The 25,715-nt window shown below is 67.1% G+C and carries 21 protein-coding genes; 14 read left to right on the top strand and 7 right to left on the bottom strand.

Features of this window, described 5'->3' with window-relative positions:
* Complete coding sequence (locus tag AC1Q6P_RS12495) at nucleotides 1–3,219, top strand: efflux RND transporter permease subunit (RefSeq protein WP_492664129.1); 3,219 nt, start codon at nucleotides 1–3, stop codon at nucleotides 3,217–3,219.
* 94 nt (nucleotides 3,220–3,313) lie between these two features.
* Here the strand turns inward: AC1Q6P_RS12495 and AC1Q6P_RS12490 are convergent, their stop codons facing one another.
* Together AC1Q6P_RS12490 and AC1Q6P_RS12485 are read right to left on the bottom strand one after the other, a co-directional pair.
* Nucleotides 3,314–4,747, bottom strand: coding sequence for an FAD-binding oxidoreductase (locus AC1Q6P_RS12490; RefSeq protein WP_492664128.1), 1,434 nt, complete (start codon nucleotides 4,745–4,747; stop codon nucleotides 3,314–3,316).
* Between the two features lie 60 nt (nucleotides 4,748–4,807).
* Nucleotides 4,808–5,380 carry a DUF2069 domain-containing protein gene (locus AC1Q6P_RS12485; RefSeq protein WP_492664127.1) on the bottom strand — a complete coding sequence of 191 codons (573 nt, stop codon included), beginning with the start codon at nucleotides 5,378–5,380 and terminating at the stop codon, nucleotides 4,808–4,810.
* A gap of 18 nt (nucleotides 5,381–5,398) precedes the next feature.
* Here AC1Q6P_RS12485 and AC1Q6P_RS12480 point away from each other — a divergent pair, with 18 nt between their 5' ends.
* Nucleotides 5,399–6,643 carry a YihY family inner membrane protein gene (locus AC1Q6P_RS12480; protein ID WP_492664126.1) on the top strand — a complete coding sequence of 415 codons (1,245 nt, stop codon included), beginning with the start codon at nucleotides 5,399–5,401 and terminating at the stop codon, nucleotides 6,641–6,643.
* Between the two features lie 6 nt (nucleotides 6,644–6,649).
* Here AC1Q6P_RS12480 and AC1Q6P_RS12475 read toward each other — a convergent pair whose 3' ends face one another.
* Complete coding sequence (locus AC1Q6P_RS12475; protein ID WP_171826262.1) at nucleotides 6,650–7,246, bottom strand: helix-turn-helix domain-containing protein; 597 nt, start codon at nucleotides 7,244–7,246, stop codon at nucleotides 6,650–6,652.
* A gap of 141 nt (nucleotides 7,247–7,387) precedes the next feature.
* On the opposite strand from AC1Q6P_RS12475, the gene kbl reads away from it, so the two are divergent.
* From kbl to AC1Q6P_RS12445, 6 genes are all read left to right on the top strand, one after another.
* The gene (kbl, locus tag AC1Q6P_RS12470; protein ID WP_102770339.1) at nucleotides 7,388–8,593 is read left to right on the top strand and encodes a glycine C-acetyltransferase; all 1,206 of its coding nucleotides are present in this window, start codon (nucleotides 7,388–7,390) and stop codon (nucleotides 8,591–8,593) included.
* Nucleotides 8,594–8,629: 36 nt separating this feature from the next.
* On the top strand, nucleotides 8,630–9,580 hold the full coding sequence (locus AC1Q6P_RS12465) for an NAD-dependent epimerase/dehydratase family protein (RefSeq protein WP_171826264.1): 951 nt from the start codon (nucleotides 8,630–8,632) through the stop codon (nucleotides 9,578–9,580).
* Between the two features lie 223 nt (nucleotides 9,581–9,803).
* Nucleotides 9,804–10,592 carry a MipA/OmpV family protein gene (locus tag AC1Q6P_RS12460; protein ID WP_165794751.1) on the top strand — a complete coding sequence of 263 codons (789 nt, stop codon included), beginning with the start codon at nucleotides 9,804–9,806 and terminating at the stop codon, nucleotides 10,590–10,592.
* Between the two features lie 20 nt (nucleotides 10,593–10,612).
* The gene (locus AC1Q6P_RS12455; protein WP_492664125.1) at nucleotides 10,613–11,905 is read left to right on the top strand and encodes an efflux RND transporter periplasmic adaptor subunit; all 1,293 of its coding nucleotides are present in this window, start codon (nucleotides 10,613–10,615) and stop codon (nucleotides 11,903–11,905) included.
* Between the two features lie 21 nt (nucleotides 11,906–11,926).
* Nucleotides 11,927–13,201 (top strand): ABC transporter permease, encoded by a 1,275-nt coding sequence (locus AC1Q6P_RS12450; protein ID WP_102770343.1) that lies wholly within the window; start codon nucleotides 11,927–11,929, stop codon nucleotides 13,199–13,201.
* Nucleotides 13,202–13,229: 28 nt separating this feature from the next.
* Nucleotides 13,230–13,895 carry an ABC transporter ATP-binding protein gene (locus AC1Q6P_RS12445; protein ID WP_102770460.1) on the top strand — a complete coding sequence of 222 codons (666 nt, stop codon included), beginning with the start codon at nucleotides 13,230–13,232 and terminating at the stop codon, nucleotides 13,893–13,895.
* Nucleotides 13,896–13,904: 9 nt separating this feature from the next.
* On the opposite strand, the gene AC1Q6P_RS12440 is transcribed toward AC1Q6P_RS12445, so the two are convergent.
* Together AC1Q6P_RS12440 and AC1Q6P_RS12435 are read right to left on the bottom strand one after the other, a co-directional pair.
* The gene (locus AC1Q6P_RS12440; RefSeq protein WP_492664124.1) at nucleotides 13,905–14,723 is read right to left on the bottom strand and encodes an alpha/beta fold hydrolase; all 819 of its coding nucleotides are present in this window, start codon (nucleotides 14,721–14,723) and stop codon (nucleotides 13,905–13,907) included.
* A gap of 24 nt (nucleotides 14,724–14,747) precedes the next feature.
* The gene (locus AC1Q6P_RS12435; protein WP_492664123.1) at nucleotides 14,748–16,058 is read right to left on the bottom strand and encodes an O-acetylhomoserine aminocarboxypropyltransferase; all 1,311 of its coding nucleotides are present in this window, start codon (nucleotides 16,056–16,058) and stop codon (nucleotides 14,748–14,750) included.
* Nucleotides 16,059–16,198: 140 nt separating this feature from the next.
* On the opposite strand from AC1Q6P_RS12435, the gene AC1Q6P_RS12430 reads away from it, so the two are divergent.
* Both AC1Q6P_RS12430 and AC1Q6P_RS12425 read left to right on the top strand, forming a co-directional pair.
* Entirely contained in the window at nucleotides 16,199–16,669 is a 471-nt protein-coding gene (locus tag AC1Q6P_RS12430; RefSeq protein ID WP_102770346.1) for a CBS domain-containing protein, read from the top strand.
* A 166-nt stretch (nucleotides 16,670–16,835) separates the two neighbouring features.
* The gene (locus AC1Q6P_RS12425; protein WP_492664122.1) at nucleotides 16,836–17,333 is read left to right on the top strand and encodes a DinB family protein; all 498 of its coding nucleotides are present in this window, start codon (nucleotides 16,836–16,838) and stop codon (nucleotides 17,331–17,333) included.
* Between the two features lie 59 nt (nucleotides 17,334–17,392).
* Here the strand turns inward: AC1Q6P_RS12425 and AC1Q6P_RS12420 are convergent, their stop codons facing one another.
* Together AC1Q6P_RS12420 and AC1Q6P_RS12415 are read right to left on the bottom strand one after the other, a co-directional pair.
* A complete protein-coding gene (locus tag AC1Q6P_RS12420) occupies nucleotides 17,393–18,751 on the bottom strand; it encodes an APC family permease (RefSeq protein ID WP_492664121.1) in 1,359 nt (452 codons plus the stop codon).
* A 38-nt stretch (nucleotides 18,752–18,789) separates the two neighbouring features.
* Nucleotides 18,790–19,704: an acetamidase/formamidase family protein gene (locus AC1Q6P_RS12415; RefSeq protein ID WP_492664120.1), complete on the bottom strand. Its 915-nt coding sequence runs from the start codon at nucleotides 19,702–19,704 to the stop codon at nucleotides 18,790–18,792.
* 342 nt (nucleotides 19,705–20,046) lie between these two features.
* Between AC1Q6P_RS12415 and AC1Q6P_RS12410 the strand changes: the two genes are divergently transcribed.
* The 4 genes from AC1Q6P_RS12410 (at nucleotide 20,047) to AC1Q6P_RS12395 (ending at nucleotide 25,711) form a co-directional block, all read left to right on the top strand.
* Complete coding sequence (locus AC1Q6P_RS12410; RefSeq protein ID WP_492664119.1) at nucleotides 20,047–21,933, top strand: PPC domain-containing protein; 1,887 nt, start codon at nucleotides 20,047–20,049, stop codon at nucleotides 21,931–21,933.
* A 102-nt stretch (nucleotides 21,934–22,035) separates the two neighbouring features.
* A complete protein-coding gene (gene aroC, locus AC1Q6P_RS12405; RefSeq protein ID WP_492664118.1) occupies nucleotides 22,036–23,163 on the top strand; it encodes a chorismate synthase in 1,128 nt (375 codons plus the stop codon).
* Nucleotides 23,160–24,407 (top strand): MFS transporter, encoded by a 1,248-nt coding sequence (locus AC1Q6P_RS12400; protein ID WP_492664117.1) that lies wholly within the window; start codon nucleotides 23,160–23,162, stop codon nucleotides 24,405–24,407. The genes aroC and AC1Q6P_RS12400 overlap by 4 nt, the downstream gene beginning before the upstream one ends.
* A 152-nt stretch (nucleotides 24,408–24,559) precedes the next feature.
* Nucleotides 24,560–25,711, top strand: coding sequence for an efflux RND transporter periplasmic adaptor subunit (locus tag AC1Q6P_RS12395; protein WP_102770352.1), 1,152 nt, complete (start codon nucleotides 24,560–24,562; stop codon nucleotides 25,709–25,711).
* The last annotated feature ends 4 nt before the right edge of the window (nucleotides 25,712–25,715 follow it).

Here is a 25,715-nt window from a genome sequence, read left to right as displayed (position 1 = left end):
ATGTTTCTTTCCGATTTCAGCATCAAGAAGCCGATCGCCACGATCGTCATCATCATTGCGCTGATGTGCATGGGCCTGCTGGCCCTGAAGAAGCTGCGCGTCAACCAGATCCCCGATGTGCAGGAGCCGGTTCTGGTGGTGTCCATCGCCTACCCCGGCGCCTCGCCCGAGACGGTGGAGCGCGAGGTGGTGAACCGCATCGAGAAGTCGCTGCAAAGCATCTCGGGCGTGCAGCGCGTGCGGGCCACAGCGGCCGAGGGCTTCGCCCAGATCGTGCTGATCTTCAACTTCAACAAGAACATGATCGAGGCCTCGGATGAGGTCCGCAACGCCATCGGCACGGTGCGCTACAAGCTGCCGACCGAGATCCGCGAACCGGTGCTGGAGCGGGAAGACCCCGCCGCCGAGCCCATCATGCAGCTGGCCCTGTCTAGCAGCAAACACAGCCATGCCGAGATCTCGCGCATTGCCGAGGATCAGCTGGCCGACAAGTTCCGCGCCGTGCCCGGCGTGGCCGTGGTTTTCGTCAACGGCGCGCTCAAGCGCGAGCTCAGTGTGCTGCTGCATGCCGAGAAGCTGCGCGAGAACAATGTCTCCGTGACCGAGGTGGTGGCGGCGCTGCGCAACCAGAACGGCACGGCTCCCGTGGGCAAGGTGCGCGGCACGCTGGAAGATCAGAGCATCCGTCTGCTCGGCCGTCTGGAGTCACCCGCCGAGTTCCAGCAGATCGTCGTCAAACGCCGTGGCACCGAGCTGGTGCGCCTGTCCCAGGTGGCCAGCATCGAAGACGGCTACGGCGAGCTGACCCGCCAGAGCCTGCGCAATGGCAACCCCAATGTGGGTCTGGCCATCACGCGCTCGCGCGACGCCTCCACCGTCACCACGGCCAACAAGATCCGCAGCTTGGTCGACGAGATCAACAAGACCTTGCCCGAAGGCGCCAAGCTGGAAGTGACCCAGGACGGCGGCAAGGACGCGCAGAACAGCCTGAACAACGTCATCGAGTCCTTGGTGCTGGGTGCCGGCCTGACCATTTTTGTGGTCTATGTCTTCCTGAACTCCTGGCGTTCGACCCTGATCACGGCGCTGTCGCTGCCGACCTCGGTGATCGCGGCCTTCATCGCCGTCTGGCTGTGCGGTTTCACGCTCAATTTCATGAGCTTGCTGGGACTGTCTCTGGCCATCGGTGTGCTGATCGACGATGCCATCGTGGTGCGAGAGAACATCGTGCGCCACCTCGAGCGCGGCTCCGACCGGCGCACCGCGGCGCTGCAAGGCACGGCCGAGATCGGCCTGGCCGTGGCGGCCACCACCTTTGCCATCGTGGCTGTGTTTGTGCCCGTGGCCTTCATGCCGGGTGTGTCGGGTGAGTGGTTCCGGCCCTTCGCGCTGACCGTGGTGGCTTCAGTGATGGTGAGCTTGTTCATCTCCTTCACCCTCGATCCGATGCTGTCGGCCTTCTGGGGTGACCCACCGAATCATCACCAACTGCCCAAGAACGCCTTGGGTCGAGCCCTGGTTCGCTTCAACGACTGGTTTGACCATCAGACCGAGCGTTATGGTCTTGTCATCGCCTGGGCCCTGCACCATCGCAAATGGATGGCTGCCTTCGCCCTCGCCAGCTTGGTCGGCGCCGTGATGTTGCACGCCAAGTTCGGCGGCTCCAGCTTCCTGCCGGTGACCGACAACGGCATGGTTGCGGTGGAAGTGCGCACCCCCGCCAGTAGCAGCCTGGAGTACTCCAGGCTCAAGCTCGAAGCGGCCGCCAAGCTGGCGCGCGAGATGCCCGAGACCGTGGCCACCAACAGCAATGTCAACGTCAACGGTGGCCGAATCTATGTGGACATCGGCAAGGCCAAGGACCGCAAGCGTTCCGCCAATGAGGTGGCGAATGAGCTGCGCGAGAAACTCTCGCGTCTGGTCGGTGCCGAGTACGCCGTCTCCGACAACCTCAACGGCGGCGGCCGCAAGCCGGTGCAGATCCGCTTCACCGGCGTCGATTCGCGCAAGCTGCTCGACATCACCAACGAGTTCATGGCCAAGCTGCGCAATGTCAAGGGCGCGGTCGATGTGGGCCTGTCCGAGCAAGACCCGCAGGACGAGTTGCAGATCGAGCTGAACCGCGGCCTGGCCAACTCCTTGGGCATCTCGGTCAATGATGCCGCGCAAGCCTTGCGTGTCGCTTTTGCCGGCGTGGAAGTGGGTGACTGGGTCGACCCCTCGGGCGAGACCCGCGATGTGGCCGTACGCCTGCATCCGAGTGACCGTGTCGATGCCAGCAATATCGAACGCCTGCCCATTGCCGTCAGCGGCAGCAATGTGATGGTGCCGCTGGAGCAGATCGCCACCGTGACCATGGGTAAGGGCCCGTCCAAGATCAGCCATGCCGATGGCAAGCGCACCATCGCCGTGGCCGCCAACGTCCAGGGCCGTTCGCCCGGCGAGGTCACGGCCGACGCGCTCAAACTGGCCAAGTCCATCAATTTCCCGCCCGGCTACAGCCTGGAACTGGAAGGGGACTCGCGCGAGCAGAACGAGGTCTTCAGCGAGATGGGCATTGCGCTGCTCTCCGGCATCGGCCTGATGTATCTGGTGCTGGTGATGCAGTTCGGTTCCTTCACCGCGCCGCTGCCGGTGATGATGTCGCTGCCGCTGTCCCTGATCGGTGTGGTGCTGGCCCTCTTGATGAGCAACAGCACGCTCAACCTCATGAGTTTCATCGGCGTCATCATGCTGATGGGCCTGGTGGCCAAGAATGCCATCCTGCTGCTGGACGCCGCGCGTCAGCTGGAGCGTGAGGGCTTGGGCCGCGAAGACGCATTGATGGCCGCCGGCCGCAAGCGCCTGCGCCCCATCCTGATGACCACCCTGGCACTGATCGCCGGCATGCTGCCGGTGGCCATCGGCCTGGGCGAGGGCAGCGAGTTCTACCGTCCCATGGCCGTGGCCATCATCGGTGGCACCATCACCTCGACCTTGCTGACCCTGCTGGTCATCCCGACCTTCTACGACAGCATCGAGATCGCCCGCGACCGCATGATCGCTAAGTTCCGTCGTCGCATGGATCGCTGGAACGGCCTCTTGGCTTTCGTGACGACTTTTGTTGAGGCCCTGCTGACCTTGATCCTGCTGCGCTTTGTCTTCCGCATGCTGCTCAAGGCATTCGACCTGCTGACCCGTCGCCGCAGCGGACCTGCGGCGCCGCAAGGCGCGGATTGAGCGGGCTCGGCTGATTCGGGCTCAGCCCATGCAAAAGGCCTCCTGAGCGGAGGCCTTTTTTTGTCGGCGCGAAAGCGCTCGGTTCAAGCCGGGCTCAGAGCACCCGGCCCGGGTTCAGGAGGCCCTGCGGATCCAGCGCCTGCTTGATGGCGCGCATCAAGCCGATGGCCACCGGGCTCTTGCGCGCCACCAGTTCCTCGCGCTTGAGCTGGCCGATGCCATGCTCGGCCGAGATGGAGCCACCATGGGCGACGACCGCGTCGTAGACGATGGCGTTGATGGCCTTCTCGTGCTGGCTCAAGAACTCGCCAGCAGCCTGCCCCTCGGGCGCTTGCACGTTGTAGTGCAGATTGCCGTCGCCCAGATGGCCAAAGTCCACCATGCGGATGCCGGGAAAGGCTTGCGCCAGGGCCGCATCGGTGCCGCTGACAAAGGCCGGGATGGCCGAGACGGGCAGGGCGATGTCGTGCTTGATGTTCAGGCCTTCCTCGGCCTGAGCCAGCGGGATGGACTCGCGCAGATGCCAGAGCGCGTGCGATTGCGGCAGGCTTTCCGCCACGGCCGCGTCGCTGATCAGCTCGGCCTCCAGTGCCGCCTCCAGCAGGCCTTCAAACAGGGCGCGCGCATGGGCTTCGCTCTCTGCGTCCGAGATCTCCAGCAGCACCATCCAGGCGCTGGCCGCCAGCGGCTGTTGCAGCTGGGGAAAATGCTTGCGCACCAGGCCCAGCGAGAACTCGTTCATCACCTCGAAGCCGGTCAGGCCCGAGCCGGCGCGGGCGCGCGCCAGGCTCAGCAGTTGCACCGCCTGGTCCAGGCTGTCGCAGGCGGCCAGCGCGGTCATCTTGGCCACGGGCTTGGGGAAGAGCTTGAGCGTGGCCGCGGTGATGATGCCCAGCGTGCCCTCGCTGCCGATGAAGAGATCGCGCAGGTCGTAGCCGGTGTTGTCCTTGCGCAGGCCGGAGAGGCCGTCCCAGATCTCGCCGGCGGCCGTCACCACCTCCAGTCCCAGGCAGAGCTCGCGTGCGTTGCCATAACGCAGCACCTGCGTGCCACCGGCATTGCTGGCCAGATTGCCGCCGATGGTGCAGCTGCCCTCGGCCGCCAGGCTCAGCGGGAACAGCAGGTCTTGCGCCGCGGCCGTGGCCTGCACGGTCTGCAGAATGGCGCCGGCTTCCACCGTCAGTGTGAGGTTGGCGGCGTCCAGGGCGCGCACGCGGTTCATGCGGCTGAGGCTGAGCACGATCTGCGTGCCGCTGGCATCGGGCGTGGAGCCGCCGACCAGGCCGGTGTTGCCGCCCTGCGGCACCAGGCTCACGCCATGGGCGGCGCAGAGCTTGACGACGCCGGCCACCTGCTCGGTGTTGGCCGGCCGGGCCACGGCCAGGGCGCGGCCGGCATAGCGGCGGCGCCAGTCGAGCTCATACGCGCTCAGGTCGGCATCACCGGCCTTGGCGCCGCCGATCAGCAAGCCGGCTTCGCCGAGCAGGGATGTCAAGGCCTCGATCAGGGCCGCGTGTTCTTGTCTCATGGTTCTGGTTGTTATGGGGGTGTTGCAGAAAATCGATGCGGGCCGGGCGGCGCCTGGGGCTCAGGCCTCGCTGCGTTCGGCCTTGGCTGCCGCCAGGCGCTGGCGCACCTGCAGGGCGCAGGCCACAAAGATCAGCACGCTGAGCAGCACCTCCGCCGTGGCCAGCCACATGGCCAGGCCGCTTTCGCTGGTGGCGCGCACGGCGCCCTCGGCGAAATACAGCCACACCATCAGGCTCAGCCAGCGGAAGGTGTAGAGGCGATAGCGCCACAGGCCGGCCATGGGCAGCAGCAAGGGCAGGGCCTTGATGGCCAGCGAGCGGCTGCCTGTGGGCGCCAGCCATAGCTCCCAGGCCAGGCACAGCACAAACAAGGCCATCAAGGCGCCCAAGGCCAGATTGCGGCTCAGCGCCTCCTGTGGGCTGGCTTGGGTGCGCCCGGTGGGCGGTGGCGGCGGGGCTTCGCGCGCAGCCGCACGGGCCGCGGCTTTGGCGGCGCGGGCGGCGGCCTTGGCTGCACGCTCGGCGCGGCGCTGTTCGGTGGGGCTCAGCGGGATGGGCGTGGCTGGAAGCTCGATGGGATAGGGTGCATTCGCGCTCTGGGGCGCGTTCGATGGCTGGGGCGGCTGAGACATGCTGGCATCATAGCCAGCATGCGAAAACCGAGTTCCGACCCCCTGATCCAAAGGCCGACGCTGGATCAGTTTCTTGTCTCCCTGCAAAACTGGCCCTGGCGCCTGACCGTTCACAGCCTGCGCGAGCGCTTTCGGGAAGGGCGCCTGGGCCTGACCGCCGGCAGCCTGACCTTCACCACGCTGATCTCCCTGGTGCCGCTGCTCACCGTGATGCTGGCCTTGTTCACGGCCTTCCCGATGTTTGCATCCTTCCAGGTGGCGCTGGAAAAGTACTTCCTGAAGAGCCTGATCCCCGACACCATCGCCCGGCCGGTGCTGGGCGCGCTGACCCAGTTCGCGTCCAAGGCCAGCCGCCTCGGCACCGTGGGTCTGGTGGCCCTGGGCCTCTCGGCCCTGGCCTTGATGCTGACCATCGACCGCACCTTGAACCAGATCTGGCGCGTCAAGCGCCCGCGGCCGATTGCCCAGCGGGTGCTGGTGTACTGGGCGGCCGTCACCCTGGGCCCCATCCTGCTGGGCGGCAGCCTGGCCCTGACCAGCTATGCCATCACCACCGGCCATGAGCTGGTCAGCACCCTGCCGGTGTCTCTGTCCCTGCTGTTCAGCACGGCGCAATTCTTGTTTCTGTCCTTCGGCGTGGCGTCCTTGTTCCACTATGTGCCCAACACCGATGTGCGCTGGCGCCATGCGCTGCTGGGCGGCGTCTTCGTCACCGTGGGTTTCAATCTGGCCAAGGCTGGCCTCGCTTGGTACGTGAAACAGGTGCCGACCTTCTCTACGCTTTACGGCGCGTTCGCCACCGTGCCCATTTTTCTGGTCTGGCTCTATCTCGGTTGGGTGATCGTGCTGCTGGGCGCCTTGCTGGCGGCCAATGCGCCCAGCCTCAGCAGCGGCATGCTGCGCCGGCCCGAGACGCCGGGCCTGAGCCTGGAGCTCTCGCTGGGCGTCTTGCGTGAGTTGCGCGACAGCCAGGCGCGCGGCGAGGGCGGGCTGACCAGCCTGATGCTGGCCCGCCGCCTGCGGGTGGACCCGCTGCAACTGGAGCCGGTGCTCGATCAGCTGCTGGACCTGGACTGGCTGGGCCGGCTGGAAGAGGAGGGAGCGCAGCGCCTGGTGCTTCTGTGTTTGCCGCAGGAAACCCCGGCCCAGGCCTTGCTGCAAGCCACGCTGGCCGAACGCACGCCGGGGCTGGCGCCGCTGTGGGCGCGCAGCGGCTGGGAGCGTGTCAGCCTGGCCGAACTGCTGGACGCACAGCCGGCCTGATCGCCATCAGGGGTGCAGCACCACGAGCAGGGCCACGGCCGGCTCGGCCTGCGCATCGCCCAGCGCTGCAAGGTGGCGGATGGCATGCGGGCCATCCACGGCATAACGCGCGGTTTCGCCGGCGCTCAAGGTCCGGCTGCTGCCACCGGCTTCCACGCGCAAGCTGCCGCTGAGCACGCTCAGGTGCTCGCGCGAACCAGGCTCGTGCGCGGCCGATTCCAAAGCGCCGCCGGGCTGAACCGTCAGCTGATACCACTCGAACTGCCCGGCCAGGTCGATGGGGCCGAGGATGCGCAGCTGGCACAGGCCATCAGGGCTGCTCATGCCCGGCGTGGCATGGGCGGCCACGGTTTCGATCGCCGGGGCTGCCGCGCGCTCGCCGCCGAGCAGCTCGGACAGCTCCACCCGCAGCGCATTGGCCAGGCGCCAGACCACGGCCACAGTCGGGTTGGCCTGGTTGCGCTCGATCTGGGACAGCATGGATTTGCTCACCCCGGCGCGGCGCGACAGCTCGTCCAGCGACAAGCCCTGGCTTTGCCTCAGGGCTTGCAGGGTGGCGCCGACCTTGGGCGGCTCCAGATGATCCAAACTCGGCACGGACATGGTGCTTGACCCCAAAAAGGAAATCCCAGATACTGCACGACAGTTCGATATATCGAACTATGTTCAATTTAGCGGATTGTGCACCAAGCCCAGAGGGGTGAGCCGCCGCGCGCAACGTCAAGCCACACCCAGGAGACCCCCATGGCCAGCAGCGAAGACTTTTACGCCCATATTCGCAATGAACTGGCGGGCATCCGCGAGGCCGGTCTCTACAAGAATGAGCGCGTCATCACCGGCCCGCAAGGCTCGCTGGTGCACACCAACGATGGCCGCGAAGTCATCAACCTCTGCGCCAACAACTACCTGGGTCTGTCCTCGCACCCCGCCGTGATCGAAGCCGCGCATGAAGCCCTGCGCAGCCATGGCTACGGCCTCTCGTCGGTGCGTTTCATCTGCGGCACGCAAGACCTGCACAAGACCCTGGAACAGCGCCTGGCCAAGTTCCTGGGCACCGAGGACACCATCCTCTACGCAGCAGCGTTTGACGCCAACGGCGGCCTGTTCGAGCCCCTGCTCGGCGAACAAGACGCCATCATCAGCGACGAGCTGAACCACGCCTCCATCATCGACGGCATCCGCCTGTGCAAGGCCAAGCGCTTCCGCTACAAGCACAACGATCTGGCCGATCTGCAAGCCCAGCTGGAGGCCGCCAAGGCTGCCGGCGCCCGCCACACCCTGGTCTTCACCGACGGCGTGTTCTCCATGGACGGCACCATCGCCCAGCTGGACAAGATCCGCGCGCTGTGCGATCAGTACGGTGCGCTGCTGGGCATCGACGAATGCCATGCCAGCGGCTTCCTGGGCCAGACCGGCCGCGGCACGCATGAGTACCGCGGTGTGTTCGGCAAGATCGACATCATCACCGGCACCCTGGGCAAGGCCCTGGGTGGCGCCTCGGGCGGCTTCACCTCGGGCCGCAAGGAAGTGATCGAGCTGCTGCGCCAGCGCTCGCGCCCCTATCTGTTCTCCAACACCGTGGCGCCCAGCATCGTCGGCGCGTCCATCGCCGTGCTCGATCTGCTGGAGGGCTCCACCGCCCTGCGCGACAAGCTGGAGGCCAACACCACCTACTTCCGCGAGGCCATCCAGGCCGCCGGCTTCGAGATCAAGCCCGGCACCCACCCCATCGTGCCCATCATGGTCTACGACGCGGTGATGGCGCAAAAGCTCAGTGCCCGCATCCTCGAGCTGGGCGTTTATGCCGTCGGTTTCTTCTTCCCCGTGGTGCCCAAGGGCCAGGCGCGCATCCGCGTTCAGGTCTCGGCCGGTCATGAGCGCGAGCAGCTGGAGCGCGCCGTCGCCGCCTTCGCCCAGGCCGGTCGCGAGCTGGGCCTGATCAAGGCCTGATTTTCTGAAGCCCCTCCCCGAACTGCACTCAGACCCATGAGCACCCCCAAGATACTCATCATCGGCGCCAACGGCCAGATCGGCACCGAGCTGGCCCAGGCCTTGGCCCTGCGCCACGGCAACGACAAGGTCATCACCAGCGACCTGGCGCCTGAAGGCCGCGTGCCGGCCCTGACGCACGAGATGCTGGACGCCACCGACGCAGCGGCCATCGCCGCCGTCGTCAAGCGCCACAGCATCACCCAGATCTATCTGCTGGCGGCCGCGTTGTCCGCCACCGGCGAGAAGCACCCGATGTGGGCTTGGGACCTGAACATGAAGGGCCTGCTCAATGTGCTGGAGCTGGCCCGCACCCAGAAGCTGGACCGCATTTTCTGGCCCAGCTCGATCGCAGCCTTTGGCCCCAACACCCCGGCCCTGGACACGCCCCAAACCACGGTCATGGACCCGACCACGGTCTACGGCATCTCCAAGCTGGCCGGCGAGCGCTGGTGCCAGTGGTACTTCGAGAAGCATGGCGTCGACGTGCGCAGCCTGCGCTATCCCGGCCTGATCAGCTACAAGACGCCCCCGGGCGGTGGTACCACCGATTACGCTGTGGACATCTTCCACTCGGCGCTCAAGACCGGCCGCTACACCTGCTTCCTGGAAGAGGGTCAGGCCTTGCCCATGATGTACATGCCCGACGCCCTGCGCGCCACCATCGAGCTGATGGAAGCGCCGGCCGAAGCCATCAAGCAGCGAGGCAGCTACAACCTGGCCGGCGTCAGCTTCACCCCGGCCGAGATCGCCGCCGAGATCGCCCGCCAGGTGCCGGGCTTCCAGATCGACTACGCGCCGGACTTCCGCCAGGCCATCGCCGCCAGCTGGCCGCAGCGCATCGACGACAGCGCCGCCGTGGCGGACTGGGGCTGGAAACTCGAGTACGACCTGAAGGCCATGGCCACCGATATGCTGACCCAGCTGCGTCCCATGCTGGGCCTCTGACTCGCGTGCTGGGTCTGGCGCCGGACTGGATCTGAGTCGGCGGCATCGCAGCGCGCCGACAAATGAAGCGCAGCGCTGCTAAGCTGTGCTGATGCTGCTGAATTCCGCCTCCCTCCGCCCCTCACTCCTGCCGCGGCTTGTGCTGCGATGCTTTCGCTCAGGTTCCGCGTCGAATTCCGCCTTGCCCGCCCGGCCACGGGTCGCTGCGCTGCTGTTTGTGGCAATGGCTGTGCCTGGCTTGTGCCAGGCGCAGGCCGTGCGCGAGGGTGATGCCGCGGGCGATATGCGTTACCTGCTCGGTATGTCCTACCGCTACGGACCGGAGTATTTTGGCGCCCGGCAGAACGGTGGGGATATCAAACCGCTCTGGGCTTTGCGTTGGGGGCGCTGGCGCATTGCCACCTCGGGCTCTTCGGGATTGATGGGTTTCGGCCGGGAAACCGTGGACGGCGGGGCTGGTGCCAGCCGCGAGCTGTTCCGCAACGAGAACTTCAGCCTCGGATTTGGTCTGCGTATCGACAGCGGCCGAGACAGCCGCGACAGTGAGAGCACCCAGGGGCTGCCCGATGTGAAGCGCACCCTGCGTGGACGGGTCTACGTCAGCTACAACCTGGCCCCCGGCTGGCAGCTCGGCGGCAGCTTGAGCCAGGACCTGGCGGGGCGTGATGGCGGCCTTGTCTGGAGTACCGATTTGCGCAAGCAACTCTACCGTTCGGCCGGTGGCGAGCTCAGTGTTGGCATCGGCGTGTCGGGCGGCAATGGCCGCTATATGCAAAGCTACTTCGGTGTTCCTGAAGGGCCGGCGGCGGAGCGCCTGGGTCGCAGCTATAGCCCGGGCTCGGGCTTGCGCGACGCTGGCCTGGGCCTCAGTTACACGCGTTCGATCAGCAAGCATTGGGTCTGCTTCAGCAGCCTGGGCACCGGCCGCCTGCTGGGGACGGCCGCCGACAGCCCTCTCAACCAGAAGTCGGGCTCCTTCAACTGGAGTCTGGGCCTGGCCTACCGCAACTGAGTTCCCCACTCGCTCCCATCATGGATACACCTGTCGCCGCTGCCAAGGCCGGACGCCATTTCCTGCCGCGCTGGGCCCTCTGGGTCTTGGGCTTGTTGCTGATTGCGGTGGCTCTGGGTCTTTGGCAAAGCCAAGGGGGCAAGGCCCTGCCGGCGGAGCAGCTGCAGCGGCGCGATTTTGTGCAGACCGTGGTGGCCAGTGCCCGGGTGGAGGCACCGCACCGGGTGGACCTGGCGGCGCAGATCACCGGCACGGTCAGCGAGGTGCCGGTGGCGCAAGGGCAGACGGTGGCGCAGGGCCAGCTGCTGGTGGCCCTGGAGGCCAGTGAACTCAGTGCCGCGCAGCGCCAGGCCGAGGCGGCCTTGCAGCAGGCGCAGCTGAACCTGCGTCGCCTGGGCGAGGTGCAGCTGCCGGTCAGCGAGCAGCAGCTGCGCCAGGCGCAAGCCACGCTCGATCTGGCGCGTGCCCAGCTGCAGCGCAGCGAGCAGCTTCATCAACAAGGTTTCATCGGTGCGGCCGCCCTCGATGAAGCCCGCAAGAGCCTGAGCCTGGCCGAAGCCCAGGCGCGTGTCAGTCAGGCCCAGACCCGCAGCCTGCAGCCGGCTGGCAGCGAGCAGGCCCTGGCCCGCGCGGCCCTGAGCCAGGCCGAGGCCGCCGCCGACCTGGCCCGGGCGCGGGCCCGCTACACCCGCATCCAGGCGCCGGTGGCCGGCACCCTGATCGCCCGCAATGTCGAGGTCGGTGATGTGGTGCAGGCCGGGCGTTTGCTGATGACGCTCTCGCCCCAGGGCCGGACCGAGCTGGTCATGTCCATCGACGAGAAGAACCTGCGCCTGCTGCAACTGGGCCAGTCGGCCCTGGCCTCGGCCGACGCCTACCCGGAGCAGCGCTTTGCCGCGCGCGTGGCTTATATCAACCCGGGCATCAATGCCCAGACCGGCGCGGTCGAGGTGCGCCTGGCGGTCGATGCGCCACCGGCCTATCTGCGCCAGGACATGACGGTCTCGGCCGACATCGAGGTCGGCCGGCGCCAAGGGGCGCTGCTGCTGGGCCTGGCGCAGCTGCATGAGGCGTCGGGCCAGAAACCCTGGGTCTGGCGCGTCGATGCCCAGCAGGGGCTGCAGCGGCGCGAGATTGAGCTGGGCCTGCGCAGCGGCGGCTGGGTCGAGGTGCTGGGTGGTTTGGCTGAAGGTGACGTGGTGCTGCAGGCTGCGGCTGCCGATGCTGCGGGTCTGAAAGCGGGCGACCCTGTGCGGCCAGTGTTCGCCAAGCCGACAGCAGCCGCACCAAGGTCCTTGCCCGCCAGTCGCTGAAACAGGCGCTGATACCTGACCATGCTCAAGTCCTGGCAGCCCTTTGAGTGGATCGTGGCCCTGCGCTTTCTGCGCGAAGGGCGGCTGCAGACCCTCTTCATCATGACCGGCGTGGCCATCGGTGTGGGCGTGATTGTCTTCATGTCGGCCTTGCTGGCCGGTTTGCAGGGCAACTTCATCCGCCGCGTGCTCTCGGCCCAGGCCCACATCCAACTGCTGCCGCCGCAGCAGCACACGCGCGAGCTGCGCGGCGAGCGTGAGCTGGGGCCTGAGGGCCAGCCCGGCGCCGTGGTCGGTGCCATCGTCCAGCCGCCGCTGCAGCGGCTCAAGTCCATCGACCAGTGGCAGGCCGTGGCCCGGCAGGTGCAGGCCATGCCGGGCGTGCGGGTGGTCAGCCCCCAGGTCAGCGGCTCGGCCCTGGTGCTGCGCGGCAGTGCCAGCCGCGCGGTGTCGCTCACCGGCATCGAGCCAGCGCTGTATTACCGCATCGTCGATCTTGGCGACAAGCTCCTGCGCGGCAGCGCCCAGCTGGGCAGCGGTGACATCCTGATTGGCAGCGAGCTGGCCGCCGACCTGGGCCTCGATGTCGGCGACAAGTTGCGCCTGAGCACCAGCAATGCGGCCAATCCCGGCGCCGCACCCAGCCTCAGCACCTTCAAGATCGCCGGCATCTTTGACCTCGGCAACAAGGGGGCCAATGAACGCAGCACCTATGTGCCGCTGCGCACGGCGCAAAGCTTGCTGGGCCTGCCCGGCGGCGTCAGCAGCCTCGATGTGACGGTCGAAGATGTCTATGCCGCCGAGCGCATGGCTCAGCGCATTGCTGCGGAAACCGGCGTGCAGGCGGACAGCTGGATCAAGGCCAGCGCTCAGTTCTTCTCGGCCATCAGTGCTCAGTCGACGGCCAATACAGCGATTCGGTTTTTCGTCGGCCTCTCGGTCGCCTTCGGCATTGCTAGCGTGCTGGTGGTCGTGGTGGTGCAAAAGTCGCGTGAGATCGGCATCTTGCGCGCCATGGGCATTTCGCGCGGGCAGATTCTGCGGGTCTTTTTGTTGCAAGGTGGTTTGCTGGGCTTGGGCGGCGCGCTGATCGGCTGCGCCATCGGCGCGGCGGCCTTGCTGGCCTGGCAGCGCTTTGCGCGCAATGCCGACGGCACGCCGCTGTTCGCGCTCAGCCTGGACCCGCAGCTGTTTGCCCTGGCCTTGCTTTTGGCCAGCATCACCGGTTTGCTGTCTGCGTTTGCGCCGGCCCTGCGTGCGGCACGGCTTGATCCCGTGGTGGCCATCCGTGGCTGAGGGCGCCGATCGCAGCGCTGTGGTGACCATGCGCAGCGTGCGCAAGGTCTTCAATCCGGGCACGCCATTCGCCAGCGAGGTCTTGCACGGCATTGATCTGGACTTGAGCCGCGGCGAGTTCTGCGCCGTCATGGGCCCCAGCGGCTCGGGCAAGAGCACGCTGCTCAATATCGTCGGCCTGCTGGACCGGCCCAGCAGCGGCGAGCTGAGCATCTGCGGCGAGAACACCGTGGGCCTGGACGACCATGCGCTGACCCGGCTGCGCGGCCACAACATCGGCTTTGTCTTCCAGTACCACCACCTGATCAGCGCCTTCACCGCGCTGGAGAACGTGATGCTGCCCCTGCTCGGTGCCAAGGGCCGGCCCGATGCCGCCATGGCGGCGCGGGCGGCCGAGTTGATCGATCAGGTGGGGCTCACGCCCTGGCGCGACAACCTGGCCAACAAGCTCAGCGGCGGCCAGCAGCAGCGCGTGGCCGTGGCCCGAGCCCTGGCCATGAAGCCGGCCCTGCTGCTGGCCGACGAGCCCACCGGCAACCTCGACACCAAGAGTGCCGATGCGGTGTTCGAGCTGCTGCGCCGGGTCAACCGTGAGCAGGGCACGGCCGTGCTCTTTGTGACCCACAACCCCGAACTGGCCCAGCGCTGCGACCGCACCATCCTGGTGGTGGACGGCATGATCCAGCGCGGTTGAGCCGCGGCTTCAGCGCAGCGCCTGGCGCAGGGCTGCCAGCATCGCGTCGGGCGCCTCGGCCATCATCGAATGGCCGGCGGGCAGTGTGTGCACGGCCGTGGGCACCTGGGCTTTCAGCGCCTCGATCAGGGCTTGCGCCTGCTTGGGTGCCGTCATCTGGTCCTGTTCGCCGAGGATGAAGTGCGCCGGGCAGCGCACCCGGGCCGCAGCCTCCAAGCCGCCGGCATAGCTGTCGCAGACGCGGAAATCGTGCTCGAAGAGATTGAGCGCGGTCTGCCCGTTCTGGATGCGGCTCTTGAGCGCCAGCTCGGCCCCTTGCAGCCAGCTGCCGGGGCCGGGGTAGCCAGGTTTGCTGGCCCAGCTGGCGAAAGAGAAGGTGTTGACCATGGCAATCGCCTGCTCGGGCGCCGTGCGGGCGGTTTCCAGCAGGGCGGGCGAGACCTTCATCGGGTAGGCCGTGCCTACCAGCACCAGGCGGCTGACCTGCTCGGGCGCGCGCGCGGCGGCTTCCAGCGCGATCAGCGAGCCCATGCTGTGGCCGACCAGGGCGGCGGGCTGGCTCAAGCCCGCGGCCTGCATCAGGGCCAGCAACCAATCGGCCATGGCCGGCACATCGGCCAGCGGTGCTTGCCCGCGGTTGCGGCCATGGCCGGGCAGGTCGACGGCCAGCACCGCATGGCCGTGGTGGGCGCACCAGCGCGCCAGCAGGGTCCAGACGCTGTGGTCGTTGAGGGCACCGTGGATGAAGACCACGCAGGGCAGGGTGGGGTCGAAGGGCTTGCCGCCGGTGTAGGCGTAGCTGGGCTGTTCGTGGACGTTGAAGAGCATGGTGGGGGTCTCAGTGGCTTCGCTTCAGCGGGCGGCGATCTTGAGCGCGCGCTTCAAGTCGGCGATCAGGTCCTCGGCGTCTTCCAGGCCGATGGACAGGCGGATGGTGCCGGGCGTGATGCCGGCCTGGGCCAAGGCCGCATCGTCCATGCGGAAATGGGTGGTGCTGGCCGGGTGGATCACCAGCGAGCGGCAGTCGCCGACATTGGCCAGGTGGGAGAAGATCTTGAGCGCCTCGATGAAGCGCCGGCCTTGCTCGCGGCTGCCCTGCAGATCGAAGCTGAAGACCGAACCGCAGCCGCGCGGCAGCAGCTCCTGGGCCCGGCCATGGTCGACGTGGCTGACCAGGCCGGGGTAGCCGACACGGCTGACCTGGGGCTGGGCGGCCAGAAACTCCGCCACGCGGCCGGCGTTCCGCACATGGCGCTCCATGCGCAGGGACAGGGTCTCGATGCCTTGCAGGATCAGCCAGGCGGTGTGCGGGCTCATGCAGGCACCGAAGTCGCGCAGGCCCTCGCGGCGCGCGCGCAGCAGGAAGGCGCTGGTGCTGCTCTCCTCGCTGAACACCATGCCGTGGAATCCGGCATAGGGCTCGCAGAGCTCCGCAAAGCGGCGGCCGCCGCTGCGCTCGAACGCGGCCTGCCAGTCGAAGCGGCCGCTGTCGACCAGCACGCCGCCGACCACCGTGCCATGGCCGGACAAAAACTTGGTGGCCGAGTGCATGACCAGATCGGCGCCCTGGGCGATGGGCCGCTGCAGATAGGGCGTGCTGAGGGTGGCGTCCACCAGCAGGGGCAGGCCGGCCTCGTGGGCGATGGCCGCGACGGCCGGGATGTCCAGCACGTCCATGCCCGGGTTGCCCAGGGTTTCGCCGAACAGCAGGCGGGTCTCGGGCCGGATGGCGGCACGCCATCCTTCCAGATCGCCCGGCTTCACAAAAGTGGTGCTGATGCCGAAGCGGGCCAGGGTGTAGTGCAGCAGATTGTGCGAGCCGCCGTAGAGCGCGCTGGAGGCGACGATGTGCGAGCCGGCCGCGGCGATGGTGGCGATGGCCAGGTGCAAGGCCGCTTGCCCGCTGGCCGTGGCGATGGCGCCGACTCCGCCTTCCAGCGCGGCCATGCGTTCCTCGAACACGGCCGTGGTCGGGTTGGAGATGCGGCTGTAGACATGGCCGGCGCGCTCCATATTGAAGAGCGAGGCGGCATGCTCGCTGTTCTCGAACACAAAGGAGGTGCTCAGATGCAGGGGCGTGACGCGCGCGCCGGTGGCGGGATCGGGGGCGGCGCCGGCATGCAAGGCCAGGGTGTCAAAGCCAGGGTCGCTGTAACCGGACATATGGACTTTCGTGGTGTTGAATGCGCGGATTGTGTGCTATGTTCCCAAGCATCCTGCGGCGCAAGGTGCCGGGTCTTGCCGGCAGTGCAGCAGCTTGTGTTAGGCAGTGGCAGGCAGTGAAAACGAGGAGAAAGCTGATCATGAAAGTCGTCGACATTTTGCGCGTCAAGGGCGGCACGCTGTTCACCGTCACGCCCGACGAATTGCTGGCCGTGGCCGTGACCGCCATGGCCGAACGCGACATCGGCTCCCTGGTGGTGATGGAGCATGGCGATCTGGTCGGCATGCTGACCTTCCGCGAGGTGATCGCGGCCATCGTGCGCAATGGCGGCACGGTCGGCACCTCCCTGGTTCGCAGCGTCATGGACGACCATCCGCTGACCTGCACGCCCGAGACCGAAATCGACGAAGTCCGCCGCATGATGCTGGGCCGCCACGCCCGCTACATGCCGGTGCTCAACGGTCGCACGCTGATGGGCGTGATCTCCTTCTACGACGTGGCCAAGGCTGTGGTCGATGGCCAGGATTTCGAAAACCGCATGCTCAAGGCCTACATCCGCGACTGGCCGCTGGAAGACAACCCGGCGGCGGCGGATGAATCCAAGCTCTGAGCGGCAGGGCGCCTGAACGCCAGCTGCGCCTTCGGCTGCCTGAGCTGGCCTGAATTTCACTCCTGCTTTCACACCCACAGAGAAGCGCGGCTCGGCCGCCTTCTCTGTTTTGTTTTTCCAGCCTCGGCCGACCGGTGCCAGGCGATGTGCCGAAGGACGTTCCGCCATGACCAGCCTGCAGCAACTCTTTGCCCAGAAGTCCTGGGCCAACCAGGAACTGTTTGCCGTGCTGGCGGACGTGGATGCCAGCCAGCACGCCGAGGCGCTGCATGCCGCACTGCGCATGCTCAACCACATCTACGTGGTGGACCGTATCTTTCACGCGCATCTCTGCCAGCAGGCGCATGGCTACACCCGCAGCAACACCGATGACACGCCGAGCCTGGAGGCCCTGCAGTTCGAACAGGCGGAGCTGGATGCGTGGTTCGAGCGTTATGTCGCCGAGCTCTCGCCCGAGCAGGCGGCCGAGCGCCTGCACTTCCAGTTCACCGATGGCGACGCCGGCTGCATGAGCCGGGAGGAAATGCTTCTTCACTTGATCACCCACGGCGCTTATCACCGCGGCAATGTGGGCCAGATGCTCAAGGCCATCTCGGTCGCGCCGCCGCGCGATCTGCTGACCCGTTTCCTGCACCTGAGCGAGCCACAGCGCCGCCAGGCCTGAGCAGGCAGGCAGGCAGGCAGGCAGGCAGGCAGGCGCGCGCGGGTGCCGGCCGACCGGGGTCAGCCCGCCAGCTTCAGCGTGCCGTGCCGGCCACGGCCGAGTGTGGCCCACCAGAGCAGCCCCAGGCCCAACCAGGCCAGGCCCAGCTTCATGGCCGCACGGTCCTGCCCGTAGAGGATGAAGAGCAGCACGGCCAGGCCCAGGGCCGGCACCAGCCCATGGCGCAGCCAGCGGCCGCTGCGCTGGCGCAGCAGGAAGTGCCAGATCACGGCCAGGTGCAGCAGCACAAAGGCACTGAGCGCGCCAAAGGTGACGAGGTTGGTCAGGGCGGCAGCGTCCTCGAGGAACAGCAGGGCCACGGCCAGGGACACGGCGGCCACCAGCCAGGTGCTGGTCTGTGGCGTCTGGCGCTCGGGGTGCACGCGGGCCAGCCAGCGTGAGCCGGGCAGTTGGCCGTCCCGCGCCATGGCGTAGAGCACGCGAGACACCGCTGCCTGCGCGCTCAAGGCATTGGCCACGCCCCAGGCCAGGGCGGTGGCCACGGCGCAGCTGATGAAGAGGCTGCGTCCGCCGGCCAGTGCGGCGATGTCGTAGAAGGCGCTGTCGGCGCTGGCCGGCTTGAAGTCCGGCCCGGCTGCCAGGGCCAGTTCGCTCGCCAGCCAGGTTTGGGCGATGAAGCAGCTGCCCATCAGAAACAGCACCCAGAGCGTGGCTCGGCCGACCGGGTTGTCGCGCGGGCGCGCGGGGTCGGATCTGACCTCCTCGCTGAGTGTGGAAATGGCATCAAAGCCCAGAAAGGACAGGGCGGCGATGGCGGCGGCACCGGCCACCCAGTTCCAGTTCAGCTGCGGGCCCTGGATGGGGCGCAGGCTCAGGCCCGTGCCGCCCGGCCCGAGCAGGGTCCACAAGGCCAGCGCCATGAAGACCGCCAGCACCAGCAGCTGCAAAGCAAGAAAGACCCGGTTGGCACGGGCGGTCAACTCGACACCTCGCAGATTGATGGCCGTGCACAGGGCGATGAAGGCCAGCACCCAGCTACCGGCGGGCAGGGCGGGCCAGAGGGCTTGCAGCGAATTTGCACTGACCACAAAGAGCAGGGCCGGCACCAGGATGTAGTCGAGCAGGAGCAGCCAGCCGGCCAGAAAACCGGCCAGCGGGTGCAGGCCGCGCTGGGTGTAGGTGTAGGCCGACCCGGCAACGGGAAACTCCTGCGACATGGCCGCATAGCACAGCGCGGTGAAGACCATGGCCAGCAGCCCAAGGCCATAGGCCAGGGGCACCAGGCCTTGCGAGGCGTCGGCCACAAAGCCGTACACGCCGAAGGGCGCGATCGGCACCATGGCCACCATGCCGTAGCGCAGCAGGTCCTTGAAGCCCAGGGCCCGCTTGAGTTCCTGCCGGTAGCCGAAGTCGGCCAAGTCTGGCGATGCCGTGAGGCCTGGCGGGCTCGAGCGGCTCACAGCGCAATCCCCAACTGCTGCAGCAGCGCTTGCGGCATCTCGAAGCGGCAGGTCTTCTTGGGGTCGACGATCTGGCAGATCTGCAAATTGCCGGCGATGCTCATCAGGTTCACCGCATCGACCTCGCTCATGCGGCCGTGCTGGGTCAACAAGTCCACCATCTGGCGGCTGGCCAGCAGGGCGGCCTCATCGAGCTGCACGGCGGAGCCCAGGGTGTAGGCATGGCTGGGCGTGCTCAGCAAGGGCAGGGGCCAGGGCTTGCCGGCCTCGGGCTTGATCACGCGCAGGCGCACGCGCACCTCGCCGGCCACCTCCAAGCCGCAGACCGACACCTCGCCATCGCCCATGGCCGCATGCAGATCGCCCAGGGCCAGCAGGGCGCCTGGCACCTGCACCGGCAGGTAGAGCGAGTGGCCGGCGCAGATCAGCTTGCAATCCATATTGCCGCCATGGGCGTCGGGCGTTCCGCAGGACACGGGCTCGCCGGCCGGCACCGTGCCGATGACGCCGATCATGGGCCGCAAGGGCAGGCGGATGCCACCGGGCATCAAGACCTGACCCCCTTCGATGGCCATGCTGCGGATGTTGGCCTCGCTGAAGCGGTCACCGAGGATGCCCAGGCCCGGTGCCGTCACCATCACGGCACGCTCGCCCACCTCGATGTGTTCGATGTCCACGGCCAGCACATCGCCGGGTTCGGCGCCGCGCACGAAGACCGGGCCGGTGGCCGGGTTGATGCGGGCCCAGTCCACGCCTTCAAACGGCGTGTCTTCACTGACGATCTGGTCCTGGAAGCAGTCGCAGGTTTCGAACAGCAGCCGCTCGCCGCTGTCGACCGTGAGCACGGGCGGGTTGTCGCGCGACATGGCGTAGATCACCTGCTCGCGCGAGATTCGATGGACGCTGCTCATGGGCTTCTCCTCCTTCCAGTGTGTTGGGCTTGTGGCCTGCGCCTGGACTCTACGAAGCGGGGCGGAAGCTGGCCATCGGGGGCGACCCTTTGCATGCCAGCGGCATCGGTCCCGCAGCGCTCGATCCGCGAACGTCAAGCGCAGGTGTATCCGTGGAAGATCGAAAGTAGCTCCGCGATCGGACTTTCACTTTCTGCCTGCCGAGCCAACAGGCTCTGTCTCAATCTGGCCCACAGGCCCCGACCCTCTGTCAGATGTTTCTATGTTCAAGCGCGGCTGCGCTGAGGACACTGCGCAGCCTCGGCTCCGGCCGACGGTCCACATCTACCTCTGGAGACCCCCATGCCTGCCCACAAGACCCCATTCAAACTCGCTCTGCTTCCGGCTGCGGCCTTGATCCTGAGTGCACTGTCCAGCATGAGCCTGCCTGCGGCTGCTCAAGACGGCGCTGTCGAGAGCACGGCCGTGCTCAATCTCGGCAGCGGCGAGCAGTTGATCGAGGCGCTGCGCCAGCAACACCGCGGCAGCAGCAGCCCCTTCTTCCGCACCTTCGGCAACGAGTCGCTCGCAGTGCAGATCCAGGATTTCTTCGACAAGAATGGTCTGGTGTCCATCTCCGGCCATGCCCTGGGCAACAGCAACTCGGTGTTCTTCCTCAAGGGCAGTGCCAAGAGCCTGGGTGGCTATCTGGCGCTGCATGACAAGCGCAAGGCCTTTGAGTTCAGCAGCGGCAGCGCCGATGGCGCCAAAGGTCAGGTGCTGGTGCGCGAAGTGCCCTATACCGTGGTCTTTCCCGATTTCGACGAGAAGTTCCAGCACGACTATGAGCGCGCCCAGAACGTCACCACATTGGCCGTGGCCGCGCCGGTCTACAGCCCTATGGCTCTGCGCCAGGCACCGCATATCGGGCCCTATGCCAATCAGGACGTCACCCAGCTGGAGAGCAAGCCCGGAAGCCCCTGGGTGTTCTATCTCAACACCACCGCTGTCATGAACGGCAGCACGCCGCTCAATGGGGTGACGAAAGAACAGATGTACCGGGCCTGGCAATCGGTGGCCGACCAGTACTCGATGTTGAACATGAACGTCACGACCAAGCGCTCGGTCTACGACGCGGCGCGCACGGCCAACACCTTGCGCACCGGCATCATCAACTTCATCAACCAGGATGGTCGCTCCTTTGCGCCGCTGCGCTCTTTCGGCACCACCTCGGCCGGCACGCTTTACCGCAACCCCTCGGCCGGCTTCGACTACGGCTATGGCATCGGCATGACCGGTGCGCACGAGGTGGGTCACCAGATGGGCATGTCGCATGACGGCGGCGGCAGCGGTGGTGAGTACTTCGAAGGCATCCCGGCTTACCAGTGGGGCCCCATCATGGGCAACTACTGGATGGGTGGCTCCTGGGCCAACCAGCTGTTCACCTGGAGCCGCGGCGAGTACAGCACCGCCAACAACCAGGAAGACGATTTCCGCATCATGACGGTCAATGAGTCGGTGCCCTATGTGGCCGACGACAACGTCAACGGCAAGCCCTTGCAGCTGCGCGCCGGGGGGGAGATCAACCCGCTGGACAACTGGGGCCAGATCGAGCGCAACACCGACAACGATCTGTTCACCTTCACCGTGGCCAATGCCGCAACCCTGAACCTGCGGGTGGACCCGATTGAGTACCTGCGCATGCTTGATGTCGAGGCGCAGATCCTGAACAGCAGCGGCCAGCAGGTGGCGCGCAGCAATCTGGCGGTGAATCGCTCGGCCGAGTTCAGCAATCTGCAACTGCCCGCCGGCAGCTACTCGATCAAGATCCAGGGCGGCGCCGAGGGCACGCCGCAGAACGGCTTCTCCAATTACAGCTCGGTCGGCTATTACGCGCTCAAGGGCACGCTCAGCGGCGGTGTGCCCGACACGCCGCCCACCCCGCTGAGCAATGGCGTGCCCCTGGCCAACCAGAGCGGCGCCACCGGCAGCTGGAACTACTACGCAATCACCTTGCCCAGCGCAGCCTCCAAGCTGACGGTCACGCTCAAGGGCAGCAACGGCGATGCCGACCTCTTTGTGCAGAAGACGAGCAAGCCCAGCACCAGCAGCTATGCTTGCAAGAGCGATGGCTCGACCAGCAACGAGAGCTGCGCCATCACCGCGCCGACGGCGGCCACCTACATCGTCGGTGTGCAAGCCTATGCGGCCTACAGCGGCGTGACGGTCACGGCCACGGTCACGCCGTGATGGTGCTGTGATCGCGGCATGAGCGCGGCATGAGCGCGGGGCAGGCTGGGCTTCACCCGGCCTGCCCGTAGAATCCTGCGCTTCAGGCAGCACAGGATTCCCATGTCAGGCAGCACTTTCGGCGAATTGTTCCGCGTCACGAATTTCGGCGAGAGCCATGGCCCGGCCATTGGGTGTGTGATCGACGGCTGCCCCCCGGGCCTGGCCTTGAGCGAGGCCGACATCCAGCCCGAGCTGGACCGCCGCCGCCCCGGTACCAGCCGCCATGTGACCCAGCGCAACGAGCCCGATGCCGTCGAGATCCTCTCCGGCGTTTTTGAGGGCTTCACCACCGGCACGCCCATCTGCCTGCTGATCAAGAACACCGACCAGCGCAGCAAGGACTACGGCAACATCCTGGATACCTTCCGTCCGGGCCATGCCGACTACAGCTACTACCGCAAATACGGCCTGCGCGATCCGCGCGGCGGCGGCCGCTCCTCGGCGCGCCTGACCGCACCCATGGTCGGCGCCGGCGCCGTGGCGCGCAAATGGCTGAAAGAGAAATTCGGCACCGAGTTCCGCGGCTGCATGACCCAGCTCGGCGAGATCGAGATCCCCTTCGAGGGCTGGCAGCATGTGGGCGACAACCCCTTCTTCGCCGCCAACTCCAGCAAGATCGCCGAGCTGGAGGCGTATATGGATGCGCTGCGCAAATCCGGCGACTCGGTCGGCGCGCGCATCCGCGTGGAGGCCACCGGCGTGCCTGTGGGTCTGGGCGAGCCCTTGTTTGACAAGCTCGATGCCGACATCGCCTACGCCCTGATGGGCATCAACGCGGTCAAGGGTGTGGAGATCGGCGCCGGCTTCGGCGTCGTGGCCCAGCGCGGCAGCGAGCATGGCGACGAGCTGACCCCGCTCGGCTTTGCCAGCAACAACGCCGGTGGGATGCTGGGTGGCATCTCGACCGGGCAGGACATCGTGGCCTCCATCGCCATCAAGCCCACCAGCTCGATCCGCAACCCCAAGGCCTCGATCAACCGCGCCGGTGAGCCGGCCGTGGTCGAGACCTTCGGCCGCCACGATCCCTGCGTGGGCATCCGCGCCACGCCGATCGCCGAGGCCATGCTGGCCCTGGTGCTGATGGACCATGTGCTGCGCCACCGCGCGCAGTGCGGCGATGTGGCCCTGCCGCTGGCGCCAATTCCGGGCGCCCGCCCCGCCGCAGGCGCGGACGGATCGGCTGAATGACCGAGCCCCCGAGCGGCTCCGGCAGCTTCGGCCTGCCACGCGGCGGCGCCTCGGCCCGCACCCTGGCCGCCAGCGCGGCCCTGTCCTGCGCCTACTTCGCCGCCATCGGCGGCTTCAACCCCTATGCCCCGCTTTGGTACAAGGAGCTGGGCCTGCCGGTGTTTGCCATCGGCTTGCTGGTGTCCTTGTCCAGCTGGACGCGCCTGTTCGCGCCCTACGCCTGGGGCGCGCTGGCCGACCGCACGGGCCAGCGGGTGCAGATCATCCGCTGGACGGCCCTGGCCAGCTGCATCGCCGGCGCCGGTTTTTTGCTGCCGCCTCAGCTGGCGACCCTGGTGATCGCCACCTTTTTGATGTTCAGCTTCAATGCGGCCATCGTGCCCTTGACCGAAACCGTGGTGGCCAGCCACCTGAGCACGGCCGACGGTGGCATGGACACGCGCCGTTATGGCCGCGTGCGCGTGTGGGGCTCGATCGGTTTCCTGGCCACCGTGGTGCTGGCCGGCTGGTGGTACGAGCATTTCGGCATGCGCTGGTTTGCGCTGACCACCTTTGCCTTGCTGGCCCTGGTGGTTTTGATGGCTTGGCGCATGCCGCTGCAGGCGCGGCCCAGCCCGGCGGCACGCAGCGCGGCAGCCGTGGCGGAGGGCAGCGATTCGGTGCTGGCCGTGTTTGCCCGGGCCGAGGTGCGCTGGTTCTTCCTCGGTGTGTTCCTGACCGTGCTGGCGCATTCGGCGCTGTACGCCTTTTTCAGCCTGTTTCTTGATGCCCTGGGCTACAGCAAGCCGGTGATTGGCGGGCTGTGGGCGATCTCGGTGGTGGTGGAGATTTTCTGGTTCGCCTTCTCGGGCCGCCTGCTGGAGCGGGCCACCTTGCACCACTGGCTGGTGGCGGCGTCCTTGCTGGCGGCCCTGCGCTTTGCCATGACGGCGGCCTTCGGTGCCAACCTCGGTCTGCTGCTGCTGGCCCAATGCGGCCATGCCATCACCTTCGCGGCCCAGCACACGGCTTGCATCGCGCTGATCACGCGTTACTTCCCGGGCCGCCTGCGCGGCCGGGGGCAGGCCTTGTACTCGGTGCTGGGCTATGGCTTGTCGGGCGTGCTGGGCAGCTTGGGCGGGGCCTGGCTGGTCGGCCATCTGGGCTATGCGGCGGTGTTCTGGGCCGCTTCGCTCTGCGCCCTGGCCGGAGCCTTCTGTGGCTGGCGCAGCCTGGTCTGCGAGGCACAGCAGACCAAGTCCTGAGCCTCAAACCCGCCCCGGCCTTCACGGGCGGTCGTGGCCAAAAGCAGATCGGTGCTGGCTTTTGGCGTTTCGTCGCATCCCGCCCGCGCTCCATGAGGCGCCTTCCTACACTGCGGCCACTTTGTGGTTTTGACAGATGAATGGGGGACTCCATGCGCAAACAATGGCTTGTTGGTGGAATTGCAGCGGTGCTGCTGGCCGGGGGCGCGGGCGTGACGGTATGGGCCAGCAAGGGCGGCGACACGCCCAAGAAAGAGGCCGAGGCCGGGCCGGCCAAGGTGACGCTGGAGTTTGTGCCGCATGAGGTGGTCAAACCGACCCTGACCCGCATGCCAGCCCAGATCGAGTTTTCGGGCCCGCTGGTGGCGCCCAACACCGCCATCGTGCGGGCCAAATCCAGCGGCACCTTGCTGAGCCTGGCCGTGGCCGAGGGCAGCCGTGTGCGTGCCGGTCAGGCTTTGGGGCAGATCGATCTGGAAGAGTTGCGCTTTCGCATCGCCGAGCGCAATGCCAGCGTCGAATCGGCCCGTGCCCAGTTGGAGCAGGCCGAACGTCAGTTCAAGGCCAACCAGGGCCTGGCCGACCAGAAGTTCATCGCCAGCACCGCGCTGGACACCTCGCGTGCGGCCCTGGAAGCCGCGCGTGCCCAACTCTCCAGCGCCCGTGCGCAGCTCGACACGGCCCAGGTGACCCTGCGCCAGGCGGCCCTGGTGGCGCCGATCAGCGGCGTGGTGTCCAAGCGCCATGCGGTGGCTGGCGAGAAGCTGGCGCCCGAGCAACAGGTGCTCAGCATCGTCGACCTGAGCCGGCTGGAGCTGGCCGGCCTGGTGGGCACGCACGAGGTCAGTCGCCTCAAGCCCGGCCTGACAGTGCAGATCAAGGTGGAAGGCCATGAGGCGCCCGTCCAGGCCCGCATCAGCCGTATCGCTCCGGCCGCCGAACCGGGCACGCGTTCCATCGGCGTGACTCTCGAGCTGGCAAATGCCAAGGAAGAGTTCCGTGCCGGCCAGTACGCCGTGGCTCGCGTCGAGCTGGCCGATGAGGCCCAGCGCCTGACCGTGCCGGAAACCGCGCTGAGCAGCAATGGCGGCCAGGAGCAGGTCTGGCTGATCGAGAACGGCGCCCTGGTGCGCCGCATCGTCACCACCGGCCGCCGGGACGCGAGGGAAGGGCGGGTCGAGGTGCTGCAAGGCCTGACACCGGCGGCCCAGGTGCTGTCGGCACGCTTCGACAATCTGCGCGAGGGCGCCAAGGCGACCGTCGTGGCGGCCAAGACCAAGGTGGCTGCGGCCACCGCACCCTGAGCGA

The organism is Roseateles sp. GW835-FHT13E02 (genome assembly GCF_058794035.1).
Note: the sequence above shows the minus strand (reverse complement) of the source record. Positions and strands in the feature narration are given on the sequence as shown.